This is a genomic window from Nitratireductor lacus (assembly GCF_056431025.1).
This window is the reverse complement of record NZ_JBWKMB010000021.1, coordinates 53,001-71,183: the sequence shown is the minus strand read 5'-3', so window position 1 is coordinate 71,183 and position 18,183 is coordinate 53,001. Positions and strand designations below refer to the sequence as shown.

General features: G+C 61.9%; 18 protein-coding genes. 13 read left to right on the top strand and 5 right to left on the bottom strand.

Features of this window, described 5'->3' with window-relative positions:
• The 3 genes from AC07E3_RS17240 to AC07E3_RS17230 form a co-directional block, all read right to left on the bottom strand.
• The coding region (locus AC07E3_RS17240; RefSeq protein ID WP_478363585.1) for a hypothetical protein at positions 1-210 on the bottom strand (210 nt) is incomplete at its 3' end.
• Positions 211-417: 207 nt separating this feature from the next.
• Positions 418-789 (bottom strand): DUF2019 domain-containing protein, encoded by a 372-nt coding sequence (locus tag AC07E3_RS17235; protein ID WP_367718532.1) that lies wholly within the window; start codon positions 787-789, stop codon positions 418-420.
• 961 nt (positions 790-1,750) lie between these two features.
• Positions 1,751-2,368, bottom strand: coding sequence for a TetR family transcriptional regulator C-terminal domain-containing protein (locus AC07E3_RS17230; protein WP_478363583.1), 618 nt, complete (start codon positions 2,366-2,368; stop codon positions 1,751-1,753).
• Between the two features lie 245 nt (positions 2,369-2,613).
• Between AC07E3_RS17230 and aptA the strand changes: the two genes are divergently transcribed.
• The 8 genes from aptA to AC07E3_RS17190 all read left to right on the top strand — a co-directional run bounded on the left by aptA (position 2,614) and on the right by AC07E3_RS17190 (position 10,811).
• Positions 2,614-3,942: an omega-aminotransferase AptA gene (gene aptA / locus AC07E3_RS17225; RefSeq protein ID WP_478363581.1), complete on the top strand. Its 1,329-nt coding sequence runs from the start codon at positions 2,614-2,616 to the stop codon at positions 3,940-3,942.
• Position 3,943: 1 nt separating this feature from the next.
• Complete coding sequence (locus AC07E3_RS17220) at positions 3,944-4,237, top strand: cupin domain-containing protein (RefSeq protein ID WP_090327048.1); 294 nt, start codon at positions 3,944-3,946, stop codon at positions 4,235-4,237.
• Positions 4,238-4,250: 13 nt separating this feature from the next.
• The gene (locus tag AC07E3_RS17215) at positions 4,251-5,501 is read left to right on the top strand and encodes a Zn-dependent hydrolase (protein ID WP_478363579.1); all 1,251 of its coding nucleotides are present in this window, start codon (positions 4,251-4,253) and stop codon (positions 5,499-5,501) included.
• 51 nt (positions 5,502-5,552) lie between these two features.
• On the top strand, positions 5,553-7,004 hold the full coding sequence (gene hydA, locus AC07E3_RS17210; RefSeq protein WP_336067893.1) for a dihydropyrimidinase: 1,452 nt from the start codon (positions 5,553-5,555) through the stop codon (positions 7,002-7,004).
• A 13-nt stretch (positions 7,005-7,017) separates the two neighbouring features.
• Positions 7,018-7,842: an ABC transporter ATP-binding protein gene (locus AC07E3_RS17205; protein WP_478363577.1), complete on the top strand. Its 825-nt coding sequence runs from the start codon at positions 7,018-7,020 to the stop codon at positions 7,840-7,842.
• Between the two features lie 156 nt (positions 7,843-7,998).
• A complete protein-coding gene (locus AC07E3_RS17200; RefSeq protein ID WP_478363575.1) occupies positions 7,999-8,925 on the top strand; it encodes an ABC transporter permease in 927 nt (308 codons plus the stop codon).
• Positions 8,922-9,782 carry an ABC transporter permease gene (locus tag AC07E3_RS17195; protein ID WP_478363573.1) on the top strand — a complete coding sequence of 287 codons (861 nt, stop codon included), beginning with the start codon at positions 8,922-8,924 and terminating at the stop codon, positions 9,780-9,782. The genes AC07E3_RS17200 and AC07E3_RS17195 overlap by 4 nt, the downstream gene beginning before the upstream one ends.
• 45 nt (positions 9,783-9,827) lie before the next feature.
• Positions 9,828-10,811: an ABC transporter substrate-binding protein gene (locus tag AC07E3_RS17190; RefSeq protein WP_322338745.1), complete on the top strand. Its 984-nt coding sequence runs from the start codon at positions 9,828-9,830 to the stop codon at positions 10,809-10,811.
• Between the two features lie 9 nt (positions 10,812-10,820).
• Here the strand turns inward: AC07E3_RS17190 and AC07E3_RS17185 are convergent, their stop codons facing one another.
• Positions 10,821-11,540 carry a helix-turn-helix domain-containing protein gene (locus tag AC07E3_RS17185; RefSeq protein ID WP_478363571.1) on the bottom strand — a complete coding sequence of 240 codons (720 nt, stop codon included), beginning with the start codon at positions 11,538-11,540 and terminating at the stop codon, positions 10,821-10,823.
• 291 nt (positions 11,541-11,831) lie between these two features.
• On the opposite strand from AC07E3_RS17185, the gene pobA reads away from it, so the two are divergent.
• Genes pobA through AC07E3_RS17160 form a run of 5 tightly spaced genes read left to right on the top strand, consistent with a single transcriptional unit; the run spans position 11,832 to position 15,883 of the window.
• Complete coding sequence (gene pobA, locus AC07E3_RS17180; RefSeq protein ID WP_478363589.1) at positions 11,832-13,004, top strand: 4-hydroxybenzoate 3-monooxygenase; 1,173 nt, start codon at positions 11,832-11,834, stop codon at positions 13,002-13,004.
• An 18-nt stretch (positions 13,005-13,022) separates the two neighbouring features.
• Positions 13,023-13,421, top strand: coding sequence for a 4-carboxymuconolactone decarboxylase (gene pcaC, locus AC07E3_RS17175; protein ID WP_478363569.1), 399 nt, complete (start codon positions 13,023-13,025; stop codon positions 13,419-13,421).
• Positions 13,418-14,158 (top strand): protocatechuate 3,4-dioxygenase subunit beta, encoded by a 741-nt coding sequence (pcaH, locus tag AC07E3_RS17170; protein ID WP_478363567.1) that lies wholly within the window; start codon positions 13,418-13,420, stop codon positions 14,156-14,158. The genes pcaC and pcaH overlap by 4 nt, the downstream gene beginning before the upstream one ends.
• Positions 14,158-14,772 carry a protocatechuate 3,4-dioxygenase subunit alpha gene (pcaG, locus tag AC07E3_RS17165; RefSeq protein WP_478363565.1) on the top strand — a complete coding sequence of 205 codons (615 nt, stop codon included), beginning with the start codon at positions 14,158-14,160 and terminating at the stop codon, positions 14,770-14,772. Before pcaH ends, pcaG begins: the two co-directional genes overlap by 1 nt.
• Positions 14,773-14,818: 46 nt before the next feature.
• Positions 14,819-15,883, top strand: a complete 1,065-nt coding sequence (locus AC07E3_RS17160) for a 3-carboxy-cis,cis-muconate cycloisomerase (RefSeq protein ID WP_478363563.1) — start codon at positions 14,819-14,821, stop codon at positions 15,881-15,883.
• 251 nt (positions 15,884-16,134) lie between these two features.
• On the opposite strand, the gene paaZ is transcribed toward AC07E3_RS17160, so the two are convergent.
• A complete protein-coding gene (paaZ, locus tag AC07E3_RS17155) occupies positions 16,135-18,165 on the bottom strand; it encodes a phenylacetic acid degradation bifunctional protein PaaZ (protein WP_478363561.1) in 2,031 nt (676 codons plus the stop codon).
• Positions 18,166-18,183: the final 18 nt, after the last annotated feature.

Genomic DNA, 18,183 nt, shown 5'->3' with positions numbered 1-18,183 from the left:
ATGACGCCTGTTCCTGACAGGCAAAAACCAGAAACCGCACACACTTGAACAAAACCCCGCCGAAAATCGACGGGGTTTGTCAGTGGTCTGAGCCCGGTTGTAAGGCCGGGCCTCAAGATATAGCAGCGCCTCATGCTGCGTCAGGCTCAGTTCGATGAAGCGTTGCAGCATCTCGTCGACGGGAGCGTTATTCTTGCGTCTCGTCATCATTTGAAAGTTCCAAGCCGTTGCAACGCAAAAGGCCGGCCTCTACCCGCCCGCGCCCTGAAGCCCTCGAAGAAGTTGCTGAAACAAGAATCCTCCCAAATCATTGGATTTGGCAGCAGACCTACCCAAGCGTCCAACCCATCCAGCATGTTCAATGAACGGGCTTGGGTTTCGGTATGATGTCGAGATGTCATCTTCGCAACAACTCCATCATTCCGGCTCAAGAGGTCCATTGATCAAGTAGTCAAGCACGGTTCTGGCATCCGCTTCCTGTGGATGTCTTTTGGCATCAATGATGGATTGAACGACCTTAATGGCCGGATCTGGGAAAAGGGGATGGGCATATGTGGCTGCGTTCAAACGCACTTGCGGGTTTGGATGGTCGAAAAGATCGACCAGAACATGCCGCTGATCACCGGGGCGTGCTTCCAGTTCTTCCGCCAAACCTTTAATCTTAAGATAAGCGCGATTGTAGGGCCGTGTTTCGAGATATAGCACAGCCTCATGCTGCGTCAGGCTGAGGTCGATAAACCGCCGGATAATCTGATCGACGGAGAGCTCACTTCTCTTCTTCACCGTCATCTCAAAACTCCATGTTCCCTCAATGCCGACAGTCCTATCTCTACCCGCCTGCGCCAAGTGGCATTACGGAGAGCCTCTCGAGGAGAGAGGCCACCGAACTTGCCATTTCTTTTGGCGTACCAGGCCGTAATCTCCCAATGCTTGTACCGTGGAACCAGCACCTTGTTGTCGGGGCTCTCGATCATCTCCCGCGAAAATCCGTCACGATATGCTGGCGTTTTCTCAACTATATGGTGTATATCATAGCCCGGTCTCGGAAAAGTCGCACGTTCCTTAAGTTCCTCCAGCGCGCGCGGCTCGTCAGAGTAGGATCGGATCGTGTGCCCGGCTTCGTTCGCCAGCCAGCCGACCCGCGCGAGAAAGCGAACCTGCTGCCAAAGCGAAAGCGTCCGCAGATACCGGGCCGCAGCACGGCCGATCCGATTGCGCTCACGCGCCCGCGCTGGCCTCCTATCGGGGATCTTCGGCTCGTCCGGGTCGTGGCTGACCGCCACAATTCTCGCACGGCCATCGTCCCGTGCAGGTCCGCCCCAGTCGCCACCCGGCCCGGTCCACCGCCCGCCAAAGCGGTAACCACGCGGAACACGCGGCTGAGCGGGATTGAAGTTCGCCCGCGCCTCCAGCAAGGCCTGCAAATGCCAAGCCCGTATCAGAAACGCGCCTTCGGCATAGGCCGCGCGCAGCGCCGCATAATCCCTGGCAAGTTCTCGCTCGTCGCCTTCGCTGACCGTCTGACCCCGCCTCGTTCAACGGGGTTATGATCGGGCCACTGCGGGCGGCGAGGATAAAATTCCTATCCCTTTCTTGATGTGATACGGGGAACGATGCGCGTTCCGAAGACAATTCAGATGCTTGAGAAAAAGAAAAAGATCAGGATTGCGGGTATGAGCGCCGGTTTATCCCCGGACGGGGCCAGCTCTATCGCATCCTCATGGCGAACCGTCTCGAAAAGTGCCGTTACTTACCCCAAAAACAACCCCTCCAAAAACCGCGCGGCATCCTCGAAACGGCCCTCGCCTCCGCGTTTTGCGCCGAGAACGGCGCGTACCTGAACGTCGAAATCGGCGTAGTGCTGGGTGGTCGCCCAGATGGCGAAGATGAAGTGGTAGGGATCGCTCTTCTTTAGCTTTCCCTCACGCATCCATGCGGCGATGACCGCCGCCTTCTCGTCCACCAGTTCCTTGAGCTCGCCCTCAAGCAGCGGAAGGATGCGCGGCGCGCCCTGCAGGATCTCATTGGCGAAAAGCCGGCTTTCGCGTGGAAAGTCGCGCGACATCTCCATCTTGCGGCGGATGTAGGAGCGGATTTCGGTGTGCGGATCGCCCGCCGCATCCATTTCGCGCAGGGGGGCGAGCCACGTCTCCATGAGACGGTGAATCAAAGTCGCAAAAATCTCCTCCTTGTTCTTGAAATAATAGAGGAGATTGGGCTTCGACATGCCGGCCGCATCGGCAATCTGGTCAATGGTCGAGCCGCGAAACCCATGCTGGGAAAAAACCTCCAGCGCGGCCTCGCCGATCAGTTCGCGCTTTTCGCGCTGGATGCGGGTGCGCTTTGGACGGGCGGCGGGCTTGTCCATCAGGCGGCCTCGCCCGCATGGCGGACATCACCAGCCCATGGCGAAAGGCCAAGCTGGTCCAGCCGATTAGTCCACTGTGGAATGCGCCAGCGCAAGGACATTTCCCCTACTATCCCCTTGACCGCCAACATGGCGGTGTTAACGTTTGTCCAAACGGTCAAAAATTGCGTAGCATATCTTCGCGCAAAGCACCAAGCATTGACCGGGACAAGCCGAGCGAAACAACAATCAGGGGAAGCTTGGTCATGCTCGACAGGCTCAACAAGAGGCCGAACGATCTGTCTGCGTTCTGGATGCCGTTCACCGCGAACCGGCAGTTCAAGGAAACGCCGCGCATGCTCGTCGCCGCCAAGGACATGCATTTCACGGCCGAGGATGGCCGCAAGATCATGGACGGCACGGCAGGCTTATGGTGCGTGAATGCCGGCCATTGCCGGCCGAAGATCACCGAGGCCATTCAGCAGCAGGCGGCACAGCTCGACTATGCGCCCGCCTTCCAGATGGGCCATCCCATCGCATTCGAATTCGCCAACCGGCTGGCGGCGATCGCGCCGGAGGGGATGGACCACGTCTTCTTCACCAATTCCGGCTCCGAGAGCGTCGACACGGCGCTGAAAATCGCGCTTGCCTATCACCGCGCCAGGGGCGACGGCTCCCGCTTCCGCCTGATCGGCCGCGAACGCGGCTATCATGGCGTCAATTTCGGCGGCATCTCGGTGGGCGGCATCGTTGCCAACCGCAAGATGTTCGGCACGCTTCTGACAGGCGTCGACCACATGCCGCATACGCATCTGCCCGGCCAGAACGCGTTCACGCGCGGCGAGCCGGAGCATGGCGGCGATCTGGCCGACGAACTGGAGCGCATCGTCACGCTGCACGACGCCTCGACGGTGGCGGCGGTGATCGTCGAGCCGGTGGCCGGTTCCACGGGCGTCCTGATCCCGCCGAAGGGCTATCTGAAGCGCCTGCGCGATATCTGCGACAAGCACGGCATTCTTCTGATCTTCGATGAGGTCATCACCGGTTTCGGCCGCCTCGGCGCGCCGTTTGCTGCGGATTATTTCGGTGTGGTGCCGGACATCATGACCACCGCCAAGGGCGTGACCAACGGTGTCATCCCCATGGGCGCCGTGTTCGTGAAGAAGGAAATCCACGACGCTTTCATGAACGGGCCCGAACACCTGATCGAGTTCTTCCACGGCTACACCTATTCGGGCAATCCGATTGCCTGTGCGGCGGGCCTGGCGACGCTCGACACCTATCAGGAAGAGGGGCTGCTCACGCGCGCCTCGGAGCTTGCCGACCACTGGGCCGATGCGCTGCATTCGCTCAAGGGGGAGCCGCATGTGATCGACATTCGCAACATCGGCCTTGTCGGCGCGGTGGAGCTGGAGAGCATTCCCGGCGAACCGACCAAGCGCGCCTTCTCCGCCTTCCTGAAAGCCTATGAGCGCGGCTTCCTGATCCGCACCACCGGCGACATCATCGCCCTTTCGCCACCGCTGATCATCTCCAAAGGCCAGATCGACGAGCTGATCGACAATCTGCGCGACGTTTTGAGGATGATCGACTGACATGGCGACGGAACGCGAAAAGGCCACCCATGAGGTGTTGATCGAGGACGAGCGCGTGCGCGTGACCCGCTGGGATTTCGCGCCGGGTGCGGAGACCGGCTGGCACCGCCATGGCATGGACTATGTCATCACCACACTCACGCCCTGCGCTTTCCATCTGGAAATGCCGGGCGGCGAAACCGTGCACAACAACCTTGAAGCCGGCGTTTCCTACCGCCGCGACGAGGGTGTGGAGCACAATGTCATCAATGGCGGCGACAAACCGATGTCGTTCGTCGAAGTCGAATTGAAGTAAGGGAATACGCAACATGGCCGCACCGGGCGAGAACTTAAAGATCAACGCCGACCGCCTCTGGGATTCACTCATGGAGATGGCGAAGATCGGGCCCGGTGTGGCCGGCGGCAACAACCGCCAGACACTGACCGATGAAGACGGCGAAGGCCGCAAACTCTTTCAGAAATGGTGCGAGGAAGCCGGGCTCGAAATGGGCGTGGACGAAATGGGCACCATGTTCGCGACGCGCGCGGGCACCGACCCGGATGCCCTGCCCGTCTATGTGGGCTCACATCTCGACACCCAGCCGACGGGCGGCAAGTATGACGGCGTGCTCGGCGTTCTGGGCGGGCTCGAAGTCATCCGCTCGATGAACGATCTGGGCATCAAGACCAAACATCCCATCGTGGTGACCAACTGGACCAATGAGGAAGGCACGCGCTTTGCGCCTGCCATGCTGGCGTCGGGTGTGTTTGCCGGCGTCCATGAGCGCGACTGGGCCTATGACCGCACGGACGCGGAAGGCAAGCGCTTCGGCGACGAGCTGGAGCGCATCGGCTGGAAGGGCGACGAGCCTGTCGGCCAGCGCAAGATGAAGGCCTTCTTCGAACTTCATATCGAGCAGGGGCCGATCCTTGAAGACGAATTTGTCGATATCGGCGTTGTCACCCATGGGCAGGGCCTGTGGTGGCTGCAGGTGACGCTTACCGGCAAGGAGAGCCACACCGGCTCGACGCCGATGCCCAAGCGCCGCAATGCCGGGCTCGGCATGGCGCGGGTGACGGAACTGGTGCATGAAGTGGCGATGGACCACCAGCCAAACGCGGTGGGCGCCATCGGCCATGTGGAGGTCTATCCCAATTCCCGCAACGTCATTCCGGGCAAGACGGTGTTCACCGTCGACATCCGCTCGCCTGACGAGAAGACGCTGAACAAAATGCGCGCGAAGATCGAGGCGGGCATCGAGACCATTTGCGACGCACTCGACATCACGTTCGAGATCGAGCCGGTCGGCCATTTCGCCCCGGTCACCTTCGACGAGGGCTGCGTGAAGGCGATCCGCGACGCTGCCGAACGGCTCGGCTATTCGCATCGCGACATCGTTTCGGGCGCCGGTCACGACGCCTGCTGGATCAATCAGGTGGCGCCGACCGCCATGGTGATGTGCCCCTGCGTCGACGGCCTTTCGCACAATGAGGCGGAAGAGATCACGAAAGAGTGGGCGCAAGCGGGTGCCGACGTTCTTTTCCATGCCGTGGTGGAAACGGCGGAGATCGTCGAATGATCTGACGATCTCTCATATCCGCCGAGGACAACACAATAAGAGGGGAAACTCATGTCCAAGGTCATCAGAAACGGAACCATCGTCACGGCTGACCGGACGTGGAAGGCCGACATTCTCGTACAGCACGACAAGATCGTGGCGATCGGCCACGATCTTCATGGCGATCATGAGATCGATGCCACCGGCTGCTATGTGATGCCGGGCGGGATCGACCCGCACACCCATCTGGAAATGCCCTTCATGGGCACCTATTCAAGCGACGATTTCGAAAGCGGAACCCGCGCTGCCGTCTCGGGCGGCACCACGATGGTGGTGGATTTCTGCCTGCCCTCGCCCGGTCAATCCCTGCTGGAAGCCATCCAGATGTGGGACAACAAGTCGACCCGGGCGACCTGCGACTATTCCTTTCACATGGCGATCACCTGGTGGGGCGAGCAGGTGTTCAACGAGATGCCTGAGGTGGTGGAAAAGGGCATCACCTCCTTCAAGCACTTCATGGCCTACAAGGGCGCGCTGATGGTGGACGATGACGAGATGTATTCGTCGTTTCAGCGCTGCGCCGAGCTTGGCGCCCTGCCCCTCGTCCATGCCGAAAACGGCGATGTCGTCGCACAGCTTCAGGCAAAGCTGCTGGAGGAAGGCAACAATGGGCCGGAGGCGCACGCCTATTCGCGCCCACCGGAGGTGGAGGGCGAAGCCACAAACCGCGCCATCATGATCGCCGACATGGCGGGCACGCCGCTTTATGTGGTGCACACCTCCTGCGAGCAGAGCCACGAGGCGATCCGCCGGGCGCGGCAGAAGGGCATGCGCGTTTACGGTGAACCGCTGATCCAGCACCTGGTGCTGGATGAAAGTGAATATGCCAATGCCGACTGGGACCATGCAGCACGCCGCGTGATGAGCCCGCCCTTCCGCAACAAGCAGCATCAGGATTCCCTGTGGGCGGGCTTGCAGGCCGGCTCGTTGCAGGTGGTGGCGACCGACCACTGCGCCTTCACGACGGAGCAGAAGCGCTACGGCGTGGGGGACTTCACAAAGATCCCCAATGGAACCGGCGGGCTCGAGGACCGCATGCCCGTTCTGTGGACCTATGGGGTCAACACTGGCCGGCTGACCATGAACGAATTCGTCGCCGTCACCTCCACCAATATTGCAAAAATCCTGAACATGTATCCGCAAAAGGGTGCGATCGTTGAGGGCGCGGATGCGGACATCGTGATCTGGGACCCGGAAGCCACGAAGACGATTTCGGCCAAGAGCCAGCAATCGGCCATCGACTACAATGTGTTCGAGGGCATTGAGGTGAAGGGCCTGCCCAAGACCGTTCTGTCGCGCGGCGAGATTGTGGTCGAGGATGGCGTGGTGAAGCCCAAGCCCGGCCACGGAAAATTCGTGGCGCGCGAGCCGCACATGGCGGTGAACCGGGCGCTTTCGCAATGGAAAGAAGTGACCGCGCCGCGCAAGGTGGAGCGGACGGGCATTCCGGCGAGCGGCGTATAAGGAGACACATCCATTGAACGCCAACCCAGCCATTCGCCAGGAAGCGTCCTCCCCTCAAACCAGCGAGCCCGTCGTGCAAGCGAAGGGGCTCGGCCTCACCTTCGAAACCAATGACGGGCCGGTGCGCGCGCTCGCCGATGTGGACCTGACCATCAACAAGGGCGAGTTCGTCTCCTTCATCGGTCCATCAGGCTGCGGCAAGACCACGTTTCTGCGTGTGATCGCCGATCTGGAGCAGCCAACCGCCGGCGAAATCCTCGTCAACGGGATGACGCCGGAGGAGGCCCGCCGCAAGCGGGCCTATGGCTACGTGTTTCAGGCAGCCGGGCTCTTTCCCTGGCGCACCATCGAGCGGAATGTCGCCCTGCCGCTGGAGATCATGGGCTATTCGAAGGCCGAGCAGAAGGAGCGCGTGCACCGCACGCTCGATCTGGTGAACCTGGCGGGTTTTGAGAAGAAGTTTCCCTGGCAGCTTTCCGGCGGCATGCAGCAACGCGCCTCGATTGCCCGCGCGCTGGCTTTCGACGCCGATCTTCTTCTCATGGACGAGCCGTTCGGCGCGCTCGACGAAATCGTGCGCGACCATCTGAACGAACAGTTGCTCGACCTGTGGGCCCGCACCGGCAAGACCATCGGCTTCGTGACCCACTCGATACCGGAGGCGGTTTATCTTTCGACGCGCATCATCGTCATGTCGCCGCGTCCCGGCCGGGTGACGGACGTGATCGTTTCGCCGCTGCCGAAGGAAAGGCCGCTCGACATTCGGGAATCGCCGGAATTTCTGGAAATCGCACACCGGGTGCGCGATGGGCTGAGAGCGGGGCATGGCGATGACTAGGGGATCGTCCGCCAGCGCTGCCCCTCATCCGCCTGCCGGCACCTTCTCCCCGCACGCGGGGAGAAGGACGAAGCGGCCCCGTCTATGCCCCCTTCTCCCCGCCTGCGGGGAGAAGGTGAGGATGAGGGGCGAGCGCCCTGCCCCAAAGGTGATGCCATGACGGCGGCAGCGGGAACGGCGCCGGCGGGCACCAAAACGCCCGTCTTCCGACGCGCGGCGGAAGGCAAGACACTACCGATCCTGATCGTGCTCGGGGTCATAATCCTGATCTGGTACGCCTTCACCGTCTATCTGAACGCGCCTTGGCAGATCGACGCCTATGAGCGGGCGGGGACGGAATGGACAGCCGCCGATCTGGTGCGCGATACGATGGCGCAGGAGCGGCCCGTGCTGCCCTCGCCGCACCAGGTGGTGGCGGAAATCTGGAAAACCACGGTCGGCACGCGGCTCACCTCCAAGCGCAATCTGTTCTATCACGCCTGGATCACCCTCTCCTCCACCCTGCTCGGCTTCGTGATCGGCACCGCGCTCGGCGTGCTGCTCGCCGTCGGCATCGTGCACAACAGGGCGATGGACAAATCCGTCATGCCGTGGGTGATAGCCAGCCAGACAATCCCGATCCTGGCGGTCGCGCCGATGATCATTGTGGTGCTGAACGCCATTGGCCTCTCGGGCCTTCTGCCCAAGGCGCTGATTTCCACCTATCTTTCATTCTTTCCCGTGGTCGTGGGCATGGTGAAAGGCTTCCGCAGCCCGGAAGCCTTCCAGCTCGATCTGATGCGGACCTACAATGCCAGCGGCGCACAGACGTTCTGGAAACTGCGCTGGCCGGCCGCCCTACCCTATCTCTTCACCTCCATGAAGGTGGCGGTGGCGATCAGCCTCGTGGGTGCGATTGTCGGCGAACTGCCGACAGGAGCGGTTTCGGGTCTCGGCGCGCGGCTTCTGGCCGGCTCCTATTATGGCCAGACGGTGCAGATCTGGTCTGCCCTCTTCATGGCGGCAGCACTTGCCGCAATTCTGGTGGGCGTAGTGGGCATCGGCCAGCGCATGGTGATGGCGCGAATGGGAGAAAAGCCATGAACTGGGCGCTGACCGGAGCGCTTCTTTTCTGGGCCGCCGCATGGGCCCTGAACCAGTGGCTCGCGCGGCTGAATCCCCGCTCGCCACAGGCAAGGCGCGCGCTCGGCCTTCTGATCCCTGCGGTTTTCGGCATCACGCTTCTCGTTGTGTGGGAAGGGCTGGTGCACGGCTTCAACATTTCGCCCGTGCTCCTGACGCCACCGAGCGCCATCTGGGCCCGTATCACTTCGTCCCTGCCGACACTCTGGGCGGATTTCCAGCAGACCTTCCTGAAAGCTGTCCTGATCGGTTACGCCATCGGCTGCGGTGCAGGCTTCCTAACGGCCATCGCCATCGACCGCTCGCCCTTCCTGCAGCGCGGTCTCCTGCCGCTCGGCAATTTCGTCTCCGCCCTTCCGATCATCGGCGTCGCGCCGATCATGGTCATGTGGTTCGGCTTCGACTGGCCATCCAAGGCGGCGGTTGTCATCATCATGACCTTCTTTCCCATGCTGGTGAACACGGTCGAGGGGCTTTCCGCGTCATCCGCCATCGACCGCGACCTGATGCGCACCTATGCATCGTCCTACTGGCAGGCACTGTTCAAGCTGCGCCTGCCGGCGGCAGCCCCCTTCATTTTCAATGCGCTGAAAATCAACTCCACTCTGGCGCTGATCGGAGCCATTGTTGCCGAATTCTTCGGCACCCCCATTGTGGGCATGGGGTTCCGCATTTCCACCGAAGTGGGACGCATGAACATCGACATGGTGTGGGCCGAAATCGCGATGGCTGCGCTTGCAGGCTCACTCTTTTATGGTGCGGTGGCGCTTCTGGAGCGCGCTGTCACCTTCTGGCATCCATCCATGAGGAGTGGATAACCGGCCGCGTGGAGAACAGCGGCCCAATCAAAGAGGGAAGCAAAGATGAAACACTCAGTGACAGGCCTCTTATCCGGTGTGCTGATGCTCACCGCTTCGCAGGCAATCGCCGCCGACGACGTGACCCTGCAGCTCAAATGGGTGACGCAGGCGCAGTTCGCCGGGTACTACGTCGCCAAAGACAAGGGTTTTTACGAAGAAGAAGACCTGAACGTCGAGATCAAGCCCGGTGGACCTGATACGGCACCTGTCCAGGTTCTGGTCGGCGGTGGTGCCGATGTCATGGTGGACTGGCTCCCGTCGGCCCTTGCCGCACGGGAAAAGGGCGCGCCGGTGGTCAACATCGCCCAGCCCTTTGCCCGCTCGGGCCTCACCATGGTCTGCCGCAAAGAGACCGGTATAGAGAAGCCCGAGGACTTCAAGGGCAAGACACTGGGCACCTGGTTCTTCGGCAATGAATACCCGCTTTACAACTGGCTTTCTAAGCTTGGCCTGCCGCGCGACGGGTCCGAAAACGGAGTGACCATCCAGAAGATCGGCTTCAATGTCGACCCGCTCCTGCAGAAGCAGGCCGACTGCATCACCGCCATGACCTACAATGAATACTGGCAGGTGATCGATGCCGGGCTGAGCGAAGACGATATCGTGGTGTTCAACTACACCGACGAAGGCGTGGCCACGCTGGAGGACGGGCTCTACGTTCTGGAGGAAAAGCTTGAGGACCCCGAGTTTGTAGACAGGATGGCGCGCTTCGTGAAAGCCTCCATGAAGGGCTGGATGTGGGCGAAGGACAACCCGGAAGAAGCGGCAATGATCGTGCTCGACAATGATGCGACCGGTGCGCAGACCGAAAAGCACCAGACGCGCATGATGGGCGAAATCGCCAAGCTTCTGGGTGAGAATGCCACGCTCGACGAGGCGGCTTACAAGCAGACCGTCGATACGCTGCTGCAGGGCGGGTCTGATCCGGTGATCACGAAGGAGCCGGAAGGAGCCTTCACCCATGAGGTTTCCAAAAAGGCGATGTAACGACCGGCGTCAGGACACAAGCCTGCGCCGTTCGGTCTCGCGATAGGCACCCGGCGTGGTGCCGGTCTGCCGGCGGAAGAAGCGGTTGAAATAGGCCGGATCCTGAAACCCCAGGGAGTAGGCTATGGCCTGAACCGGGGTTGGGGTGAAGATAAGATCACGGCGCGCCGCATCGATGAGGCGGCGTGCCAGCAACTGCGTGACGCTGGCGCCCGCCTCCTGCCGCGCGATGCGATTGAGCTGCGCCACGGACACACCGACTTTCTCGGCATAAAAGCCAACGGAACGATGCTCGCGAAAATGCGCTGCGATCAGCGTTTCCAGCATCTGCAGGCGTCCGCTGTCGCGCGTGGGGACACCTCCGTCATCCGGCAGGGTCGCCCGTGCGCCGGCGCGCGCCAGCCAGACCAGCACTTCCGTGACATGCGCATCGAGCATCAGATCGCGACCGACACTGCCCTCCATACTCTCTGCCAGAATGCGCCGAAACAGGTGATCGATATGCTTTCCTTCTCCTGCGTCAACACCATCGACGGGCACGATACGGGTCTGCGAAAAGAAAGCTGAAAGCGCCCGGTCAGTCGCGAGTGGAAGAGACAGGCGATCGGCAAGGACTGTCGCAACGATCCCCTCAGAATTCGGCGCGAAATGAAACCCGTGCGCGGTGCCGGGCGGAATGAACACCGCGCAGGGTGCCGAAAACACCCGGCTTTCCGGCCCTTTGCTCAAAAGCTTTCCTTCGCCATCCGTCAGCCAGAAGGTCTGGAAAAGCGACGAATGGCGGTGGACCTCTATTCTCCAATTGTGCAGGCCGCTACGAACGGAAAGCGTTTCGCAGTGAAACCAGAAATCCGACGATTCCTCTGATTTTTCTTCATAAAGTCTATAATTAGGTATCGATCCACGCATTCCACTTCCTCACCTCAATGATCGAAATGTGCAATCCTTTGCTGGAATTGTCCATTGCCGCATCGCCTGGGAATTTACACTCTCGGTCCCATCAGGGAGGAACGGTTGAGCGTGCGGACACAGGTCGTCATCATCGGCTCGGGCCCGGCAGGCCTGCTGCTCGGGCAGCTTCTGGTCAATGCAGGCATCGACAACATCATTCTGGAGCGGACATCGAAGGCGCACGTTCTGTCTCGCATTCGCGCCGGGGTGCTGGAAGAAGGGACTGCGGCGATGCTGGACGAAGCAGGCGTCGGCGAGCGCATGCATCGCGAAGGCCTGCCGCATGACGGGTTCGACCTCGCCTTCGACAATCGCCGCCACCGTGTCGACCTGCATGGCCTGACCGGCGGCAAGCGCGTGCTCGTCTACGGACAGACGGAGGTAACGCACGATCTGATGGACGGGCGTGAAGCCTCGAACGCTGTCTCCGTCTACGAAGCCGGAAACGTCCAGCCTCACGACTTCGACGGCGACCATCCCTTCGTGACTTATGAGAAAGATGGAAAGACCCATCGCATCGATTGCGATTTCGTTGCCGGTTGCGATGGCTTCCATGGCGTTTCTCGCAAATCGGTACCGGAAGCCGCCATCGAAACGTTCGAGCGGGTCTATCCCTTTGGCTGGCTGGGCATCATTGCCGATGTGCCTCCGGTGGGCGAGGAACTGATCTACGCAAATCACCCACGCGGCTTTGCGCTCTGCTCCATGCGCTCGACAACGCGCAGCCGCTACTACGTTCAGGTGGGCGCGGAGGAGCGCGTGGAGGACTGGTCCGACGAGCGCTTCTGGGATGAGATCCGCAGCCGCCTGCCGGGTCGTACGGCGGAAGCGATGGTCACCGGCCCCTCGATCGAAAAATCCATCGCTCCCCTGCGTTCCTTCGTGACCGAGCCGATGCGCTTCGGCCGGCTTTATCTTGCCGGCGATGCCGCCCACATTGTGCCGCCCACCGGCGCGAAGGGCCTGAATCTGGCTGCGAGCGATGTGCGATATCTCTTTGACGCGCTTCGGGAATTTTATATCGAGAAGTCCTCGGCCGGTCTCAACGATTACTCGAACAAGGCGCTTGCCCGTGTCTGGAAAGCGGAGCGCTTCTCCTGGTGGATGACGAGCACGCTGCATCGGTTCCCCGATCAGGGTACATTCGGCCAGAGGATCCAGCATGCGGAACTCGACTATCTCTTCCAGTCGCGTGCCGCACTCACCATGCTGGCTGAAAACTATGTGGGCCTGCCTTTCTGAGGCCCGAGGGAGACGATCATGTCCGACAAGGAGAAAAGCGAGCGCTACCGGCAGGGGATGGAAACCCGGCGCAGCGTTCTGGGCGATGCCTGGGTGGACGGAGCCGAAGCGCGCAAGACAGCCTTCGACGAACCGTTTCAGGACCTGATTACCGAAGCGGCCTGGGGCCATGTCTGGTCACGCAACGAATGGACCGGGCGCGAGCGCTCCATGGTGACCATCGCGCTTTTGGCTGCCCTCGGTCAGGACGAGGAGCTTGCCTTGCATGTGCGCGCCACCGCCAACACGGGTGCCAACGCCGAGGACCTGCGCGAGGCCATGCTGCACGTGGCCATCTACGCCGGTGTGCCGGCGGCCAATCACGCGATCAAGATCGTCAAGCAGACCCTGGCGGAGATGGAGGGGAGCAAGGCATGAAGAGCGAACAGCCTGGCGCCGGTGGCTATTTTCAGCGTGATCGCCGTTGGCATCCGCCTGCCCTGACCCCGCTTTACAAGACTTCCGTTGCACGCTCGCCGCAGCGCGCTCCAGTCTCGTTTCCGCACACGCTCTCAGAGGTGACGGGCCCCGTCTTCGGGCACGGCATTCTCGGCGCGCTGGACAATGATCTGACGGTAAACTTCGCCGCCCCCGGCAAAAGTGCCATCGGCCCGCGGATCATCGTCTACGGGCGGGTGCTCGACGAAAATGCCCGGCCCGTACCCGACGTGCTTGTCGAATTCTGGCAGGCCAATGCCGGCGGTCGCTACCGGCACAAAAAGGACGGCTATCTGGCACCGCTCGATCCGAATTTCGGCGGCTGCGGGCGCACCATCACGGACGCGGAAGGAAACTATTCCTTCCGCACCATCATGCCCGGCGCCTATCCCTGGCCAAACGGCATCAACGACTGGCGGCCCGCACACATCCATTTTTCGGTCTTCGGTCACAGTTTCGTCCAGCGCCTGATCACACAGATGTATTTCGAGGGCGACCCGATGATCTGGCGCTGCCCGATCGTCTCCACCATACCAGACCGTCAAGCCGTGGAGGGTCTGATCGCCGCGCTCGACATGGAGGCCACGGTGCCGATGGACGCGCGCGCGTACAAATTCGATATCGTGCTGCGCGGCCGGCGTTCGACCCTGTTCGAAAACCGCATGGAGGGGAACTGATGGTTCAGTCGCTCGGGCGCCTGAAGGAAAGCGCCTCACAGACCGCAGGCCCCTATGTGCATATCGGCCTGACGCCGAATTTCGGTGGCATCGAGGGTGTGTATCGTGACGATCTCGGCTCAAAGACCGTGAACGCGGAGACGAAGGGAGAGCGCATCACCGTCAAGATACGCATCTTCGACGGAACCGGATCGGTCCTGAGGGATGCACTGGTGGAAATCTGGCAGGCCGATGCCGATGGTCTCTACAATTCGCCTTCGGAAACACGGAGCAAAGCCGACCCGACTTTTCATGGGTGGGGTCGCTTCCCCTCCGACATGGAAACTGGCGAGATCGCAATCGAGACGATCAAACCCGGCCGCGTCCCCTTCCCTGATGGGCGCCTGATGGCGCCGCATATCAGCCTCTGGATTGTCGCCCGTGGCATCAATCTGGGACTGGCGACGCGCCTTTATTTCAGTGACGAGGAAGCGGCCAACGCCGAAGACCCGGTGCTGACGCGGCTCGAACATCAGAACAGGGTCGAGACCCTGATCGCCCGGAAGGAAGGCGCGCATTACCTCTTCGACATCCATCTCCAGGGTGAAAGGGAAACCGTGTTTTTCGACATATGATCGGTCATAGTCGATCCTTCGAGCGTCAATCAGGCACAGGAAGCCCATGACCATTTCCGCCTTCGACCATCCCATCCTCTCCGGGCTTCTTGGCGACGAGGAACTGGTAGCGCTCTTTTCGGCGCGGGCGGAGATCGGGGCAATGCTGCGTTTTGAGGCGGAGCTTGCCCTGGCACAGGCCGATCAGGGTGTGATCCCGCAGGAGACGGCGCAGGAGATTGCCGCTTTGCTTGCCGGCTTCAGCCCCGGCATCGCCGCTCTGAAGGCAGGTGTCGCGCGGGACGGGGTCGTGATTCCCGCCCTCATTGCGCAGATCCGTGCCAGTCTGTCTGAAGCGTCGCGTACCCACCTGCATTTCGGGGCGACGAGCCAGGATGTGATCGATACGGGCTTTGCGCTGCGGGTACGGGAGGCGATTGAAATTCTCGGCAAGAGACTGGGCAGGCTCATCCAGTCCCTTGAATCTTTGGAAAAACGCGACGGTCAGATCGAGGTCATGGCGCACACGCGCATGCAGGCCGCCATCCCGGTACCCGCCAGCCGGAAAATCCGCTCCTGGCGCGCGCCGCTCCTGCGCCAAGCGGAGAGGCTTGAGAAGGCGCTGGACGATGTTGCGGTGCTGCATTTCGGCGGCGCAGCCGGTACGCTCGACAGGCTTGGTGAGAAGGGTGAATCCGTTGCCAGGCGACTTGCTGCGCGACTGGACCTCGCTCTGCCCGAACACCCACGCCACAGTGAGCGTGATGGGATTGCCGCTTTTGCCTCCGTCCTTTCGCTGATCAGCGGGAGCCTCGGCAAGATGGGGCAGGACATTGTGCTTGCCGCGCAGAGCGAAATTGGCGAGATCGAACTTGCGGCGGGCGGCGGGTCCTCCGCCATGCCGCATAAGAAGAACCCGGTCGCCGCCGAAGCGCTGGTGACGCTCGCGCGCTTCAACGCGACGCTGGTGGGCGGTGTGCATCAGGCGCTGGTGCACGAAAACGAACGCTCGGGTGCCGCCTGGACGCTGGAATGGATGCTTCTGCCGCAGATGGTTGTCGCAACGGGTGCGGCAACGCTCAAGGCTTCGGAACTGGTGGACGGGCTGGCGTTCAGGGCCAGGAACGCCTAGCGGAGCGCGATGTTCCCGGGCGTCCGTCGGCGTTCGCCCCTCACCCTTACCCTCTCCCCGCCAGCGGGGAGAGGGAGCCCCCAACGTGGCGGGGCATTTTTCAGCCGGCGGCGCTCCACGGAAACGTGGCAACGCAACGCTGCCTTCTCCCCGCAGGCGGGGAGAAGGTCCCGGCAGGGGGATGAGGGGCGCTGCGCAAGTTCTCCAAAATGCCGGAGGACATGGCAAAGGACGCCCCAAATCGCACCATGCTACATGGCGTTCATCGTCAGAAGCTCGTAGGCGGCAACCTGCTCGCCGTCCTGATTGTAGACGCCGACATCCCAGCGCACTTCCCCATATTCGTCCTTGCGGCGCGTCTTCTGCTTCACCGTAAGGCGCACTTTCAGCGTGTCGCCGGGCGAAACCGGCTTCATGAAGCGCAGATTGTCGAGGCCGTAATTGGCAAGCACCGGGCCGGGTGCAGCCTCCACGAACATGCCTGCCGCAAAGGACAGGATGAGATAGCCATGGGCGACGCGGCCGGGGAAGAACGGATTGGCGGCAGCCGCCTCCTCGTCCATATGCGCGTAGAACGTATCGCCGGTGAACTCGGCGAAATGCTCGATGTCGGCCAGCGTCACCTCGCGCGGACCGGCCCAGAGCGTGCGGCCGGGCTCCAGTTCGCCAAAGGTCAGGCGGAAGGGATGCGGCTCTTTCTCTTCAGTCGAAGCGCCTGCCACATAGCGGTTGGTGATGCCGGCGATCAGATCGGGGCTCGCCTGGATCGCGGTGCGCTGCATGTAGTGCATCACGCCACGGACACCGCCCAGCTCCTCGCCGCCGCCGGCGCGGCCGGGGCCGCCATGCACCATATGCGGCAGCGGCGAACCATGGCCGGTTGCCTCCTTGCCGGTGTCGCGGTTGGCGAAATAGAGCCGGCCATGGAAAGCGCCCGCCTCCAGAACCGCCTGCCGGGCAACCGCCGGATCATGCGTGAAGACCGAGGCGACAAGCGAGCCCTCGCCGCGATTGGCAAGCTTTAGCGCATGGCCAAGATCGCGGTACGGCATGATGGTGGACACGGGGCCGAACGCCTCGACGGAATGCAGCTTCTGAGCGCCATCGGGATCGTCGCAGGAGAACAGCATGGGCGGCACGAAAGCACCCGCGCCGGCATCCGCATCGGTGACCGAAAAGGCATCCGGGTCGCCAAACACACGGCGTGCCTCGGTGGCCAGAATGCCGGCCTTCTCAAGAACGTCGTCGCGCTGGGCGAGGCTTGCGAGCGCGCCCATCCGCACGCCTTCGCTGCGCGGATTGCCGACCACGGTCTTCTCAAGCCGGGCGATGAGCGCGTCGGTGACCGCATCGCGGTGTGCGTCGGGCACGAAAATACGGCGCACAGCGGTGCATTTCTGGCCGGCCTTGGCCGTCATCTCGCGGTGCACTTCCTTGATGAAAGCGTCGAATTCAGGCGTTCCGGGGGCTGCATCCGGGCCAAGCACCGAGGCGTTGAGCGAATCCTGCTCGGCCACGAAACGCACGGAATTGCCGATGATCTTCGGGTTGGCGCGCAGCATGGATGCGGTGGAGGCAGAGCCCGTGAAGGACACCACGTCCTGACCGGTCAGGCGGTCAAGCAGGTCTCCGGTGGAGCCCGCGATGAACTGCACCGCGCCTTCCGGGAACAGGCCGGATTCCACGATCATGCGGAAACAGGCTTCGGCGAGCCACGCGGTGGCGGAGGCCGGCTTGACGATGGCCGGAACACCGGCGATCAGCGTCGGCGCAAGCTTTTCAAGCATGCCCCAGACGGGGAAGTTGAAGGCGTTGATGTGGACGGCCACGCCCTGAAGCGGGGTCGCCACGTGCTGGCCAACGAAGTTTCCGGAGCGGGAAAGCTTCTCCAGCGCGCCATCCACATAGACCCTGTCGTCGGGCAGCTCGCGCCGGGCCTTGGACGAATAGACGAACAGCGTGCCGATGCCGCCATCGATGTCGATCATCGAGTCAGGCTTGGTCGCGCCGGTCTCGTAGGAAAGCTCGTAGAGCGCTTCGCGGCGGTCGTTCAGATACTGCGCCAGCGCCTTGATGGCGAAGGCGCGGTCGTGGAAGGTCATCGCGCGCAGCGCCGGCCCGCCCACCTGGCGGGCATGATCGGCCATGCCGGCGAAATCCAGCTTCTGCGAACCGAGTTCGGCAACGACATCGCCGGTGACCGCACTCCGCAGGGGTTTGAGGTCGCCCGAGGGCGCAACCCACGCCCCTGCCGCATAGCTTTCAAGCCGCATCACGCTCATGGAAAACTCCTTTATTGA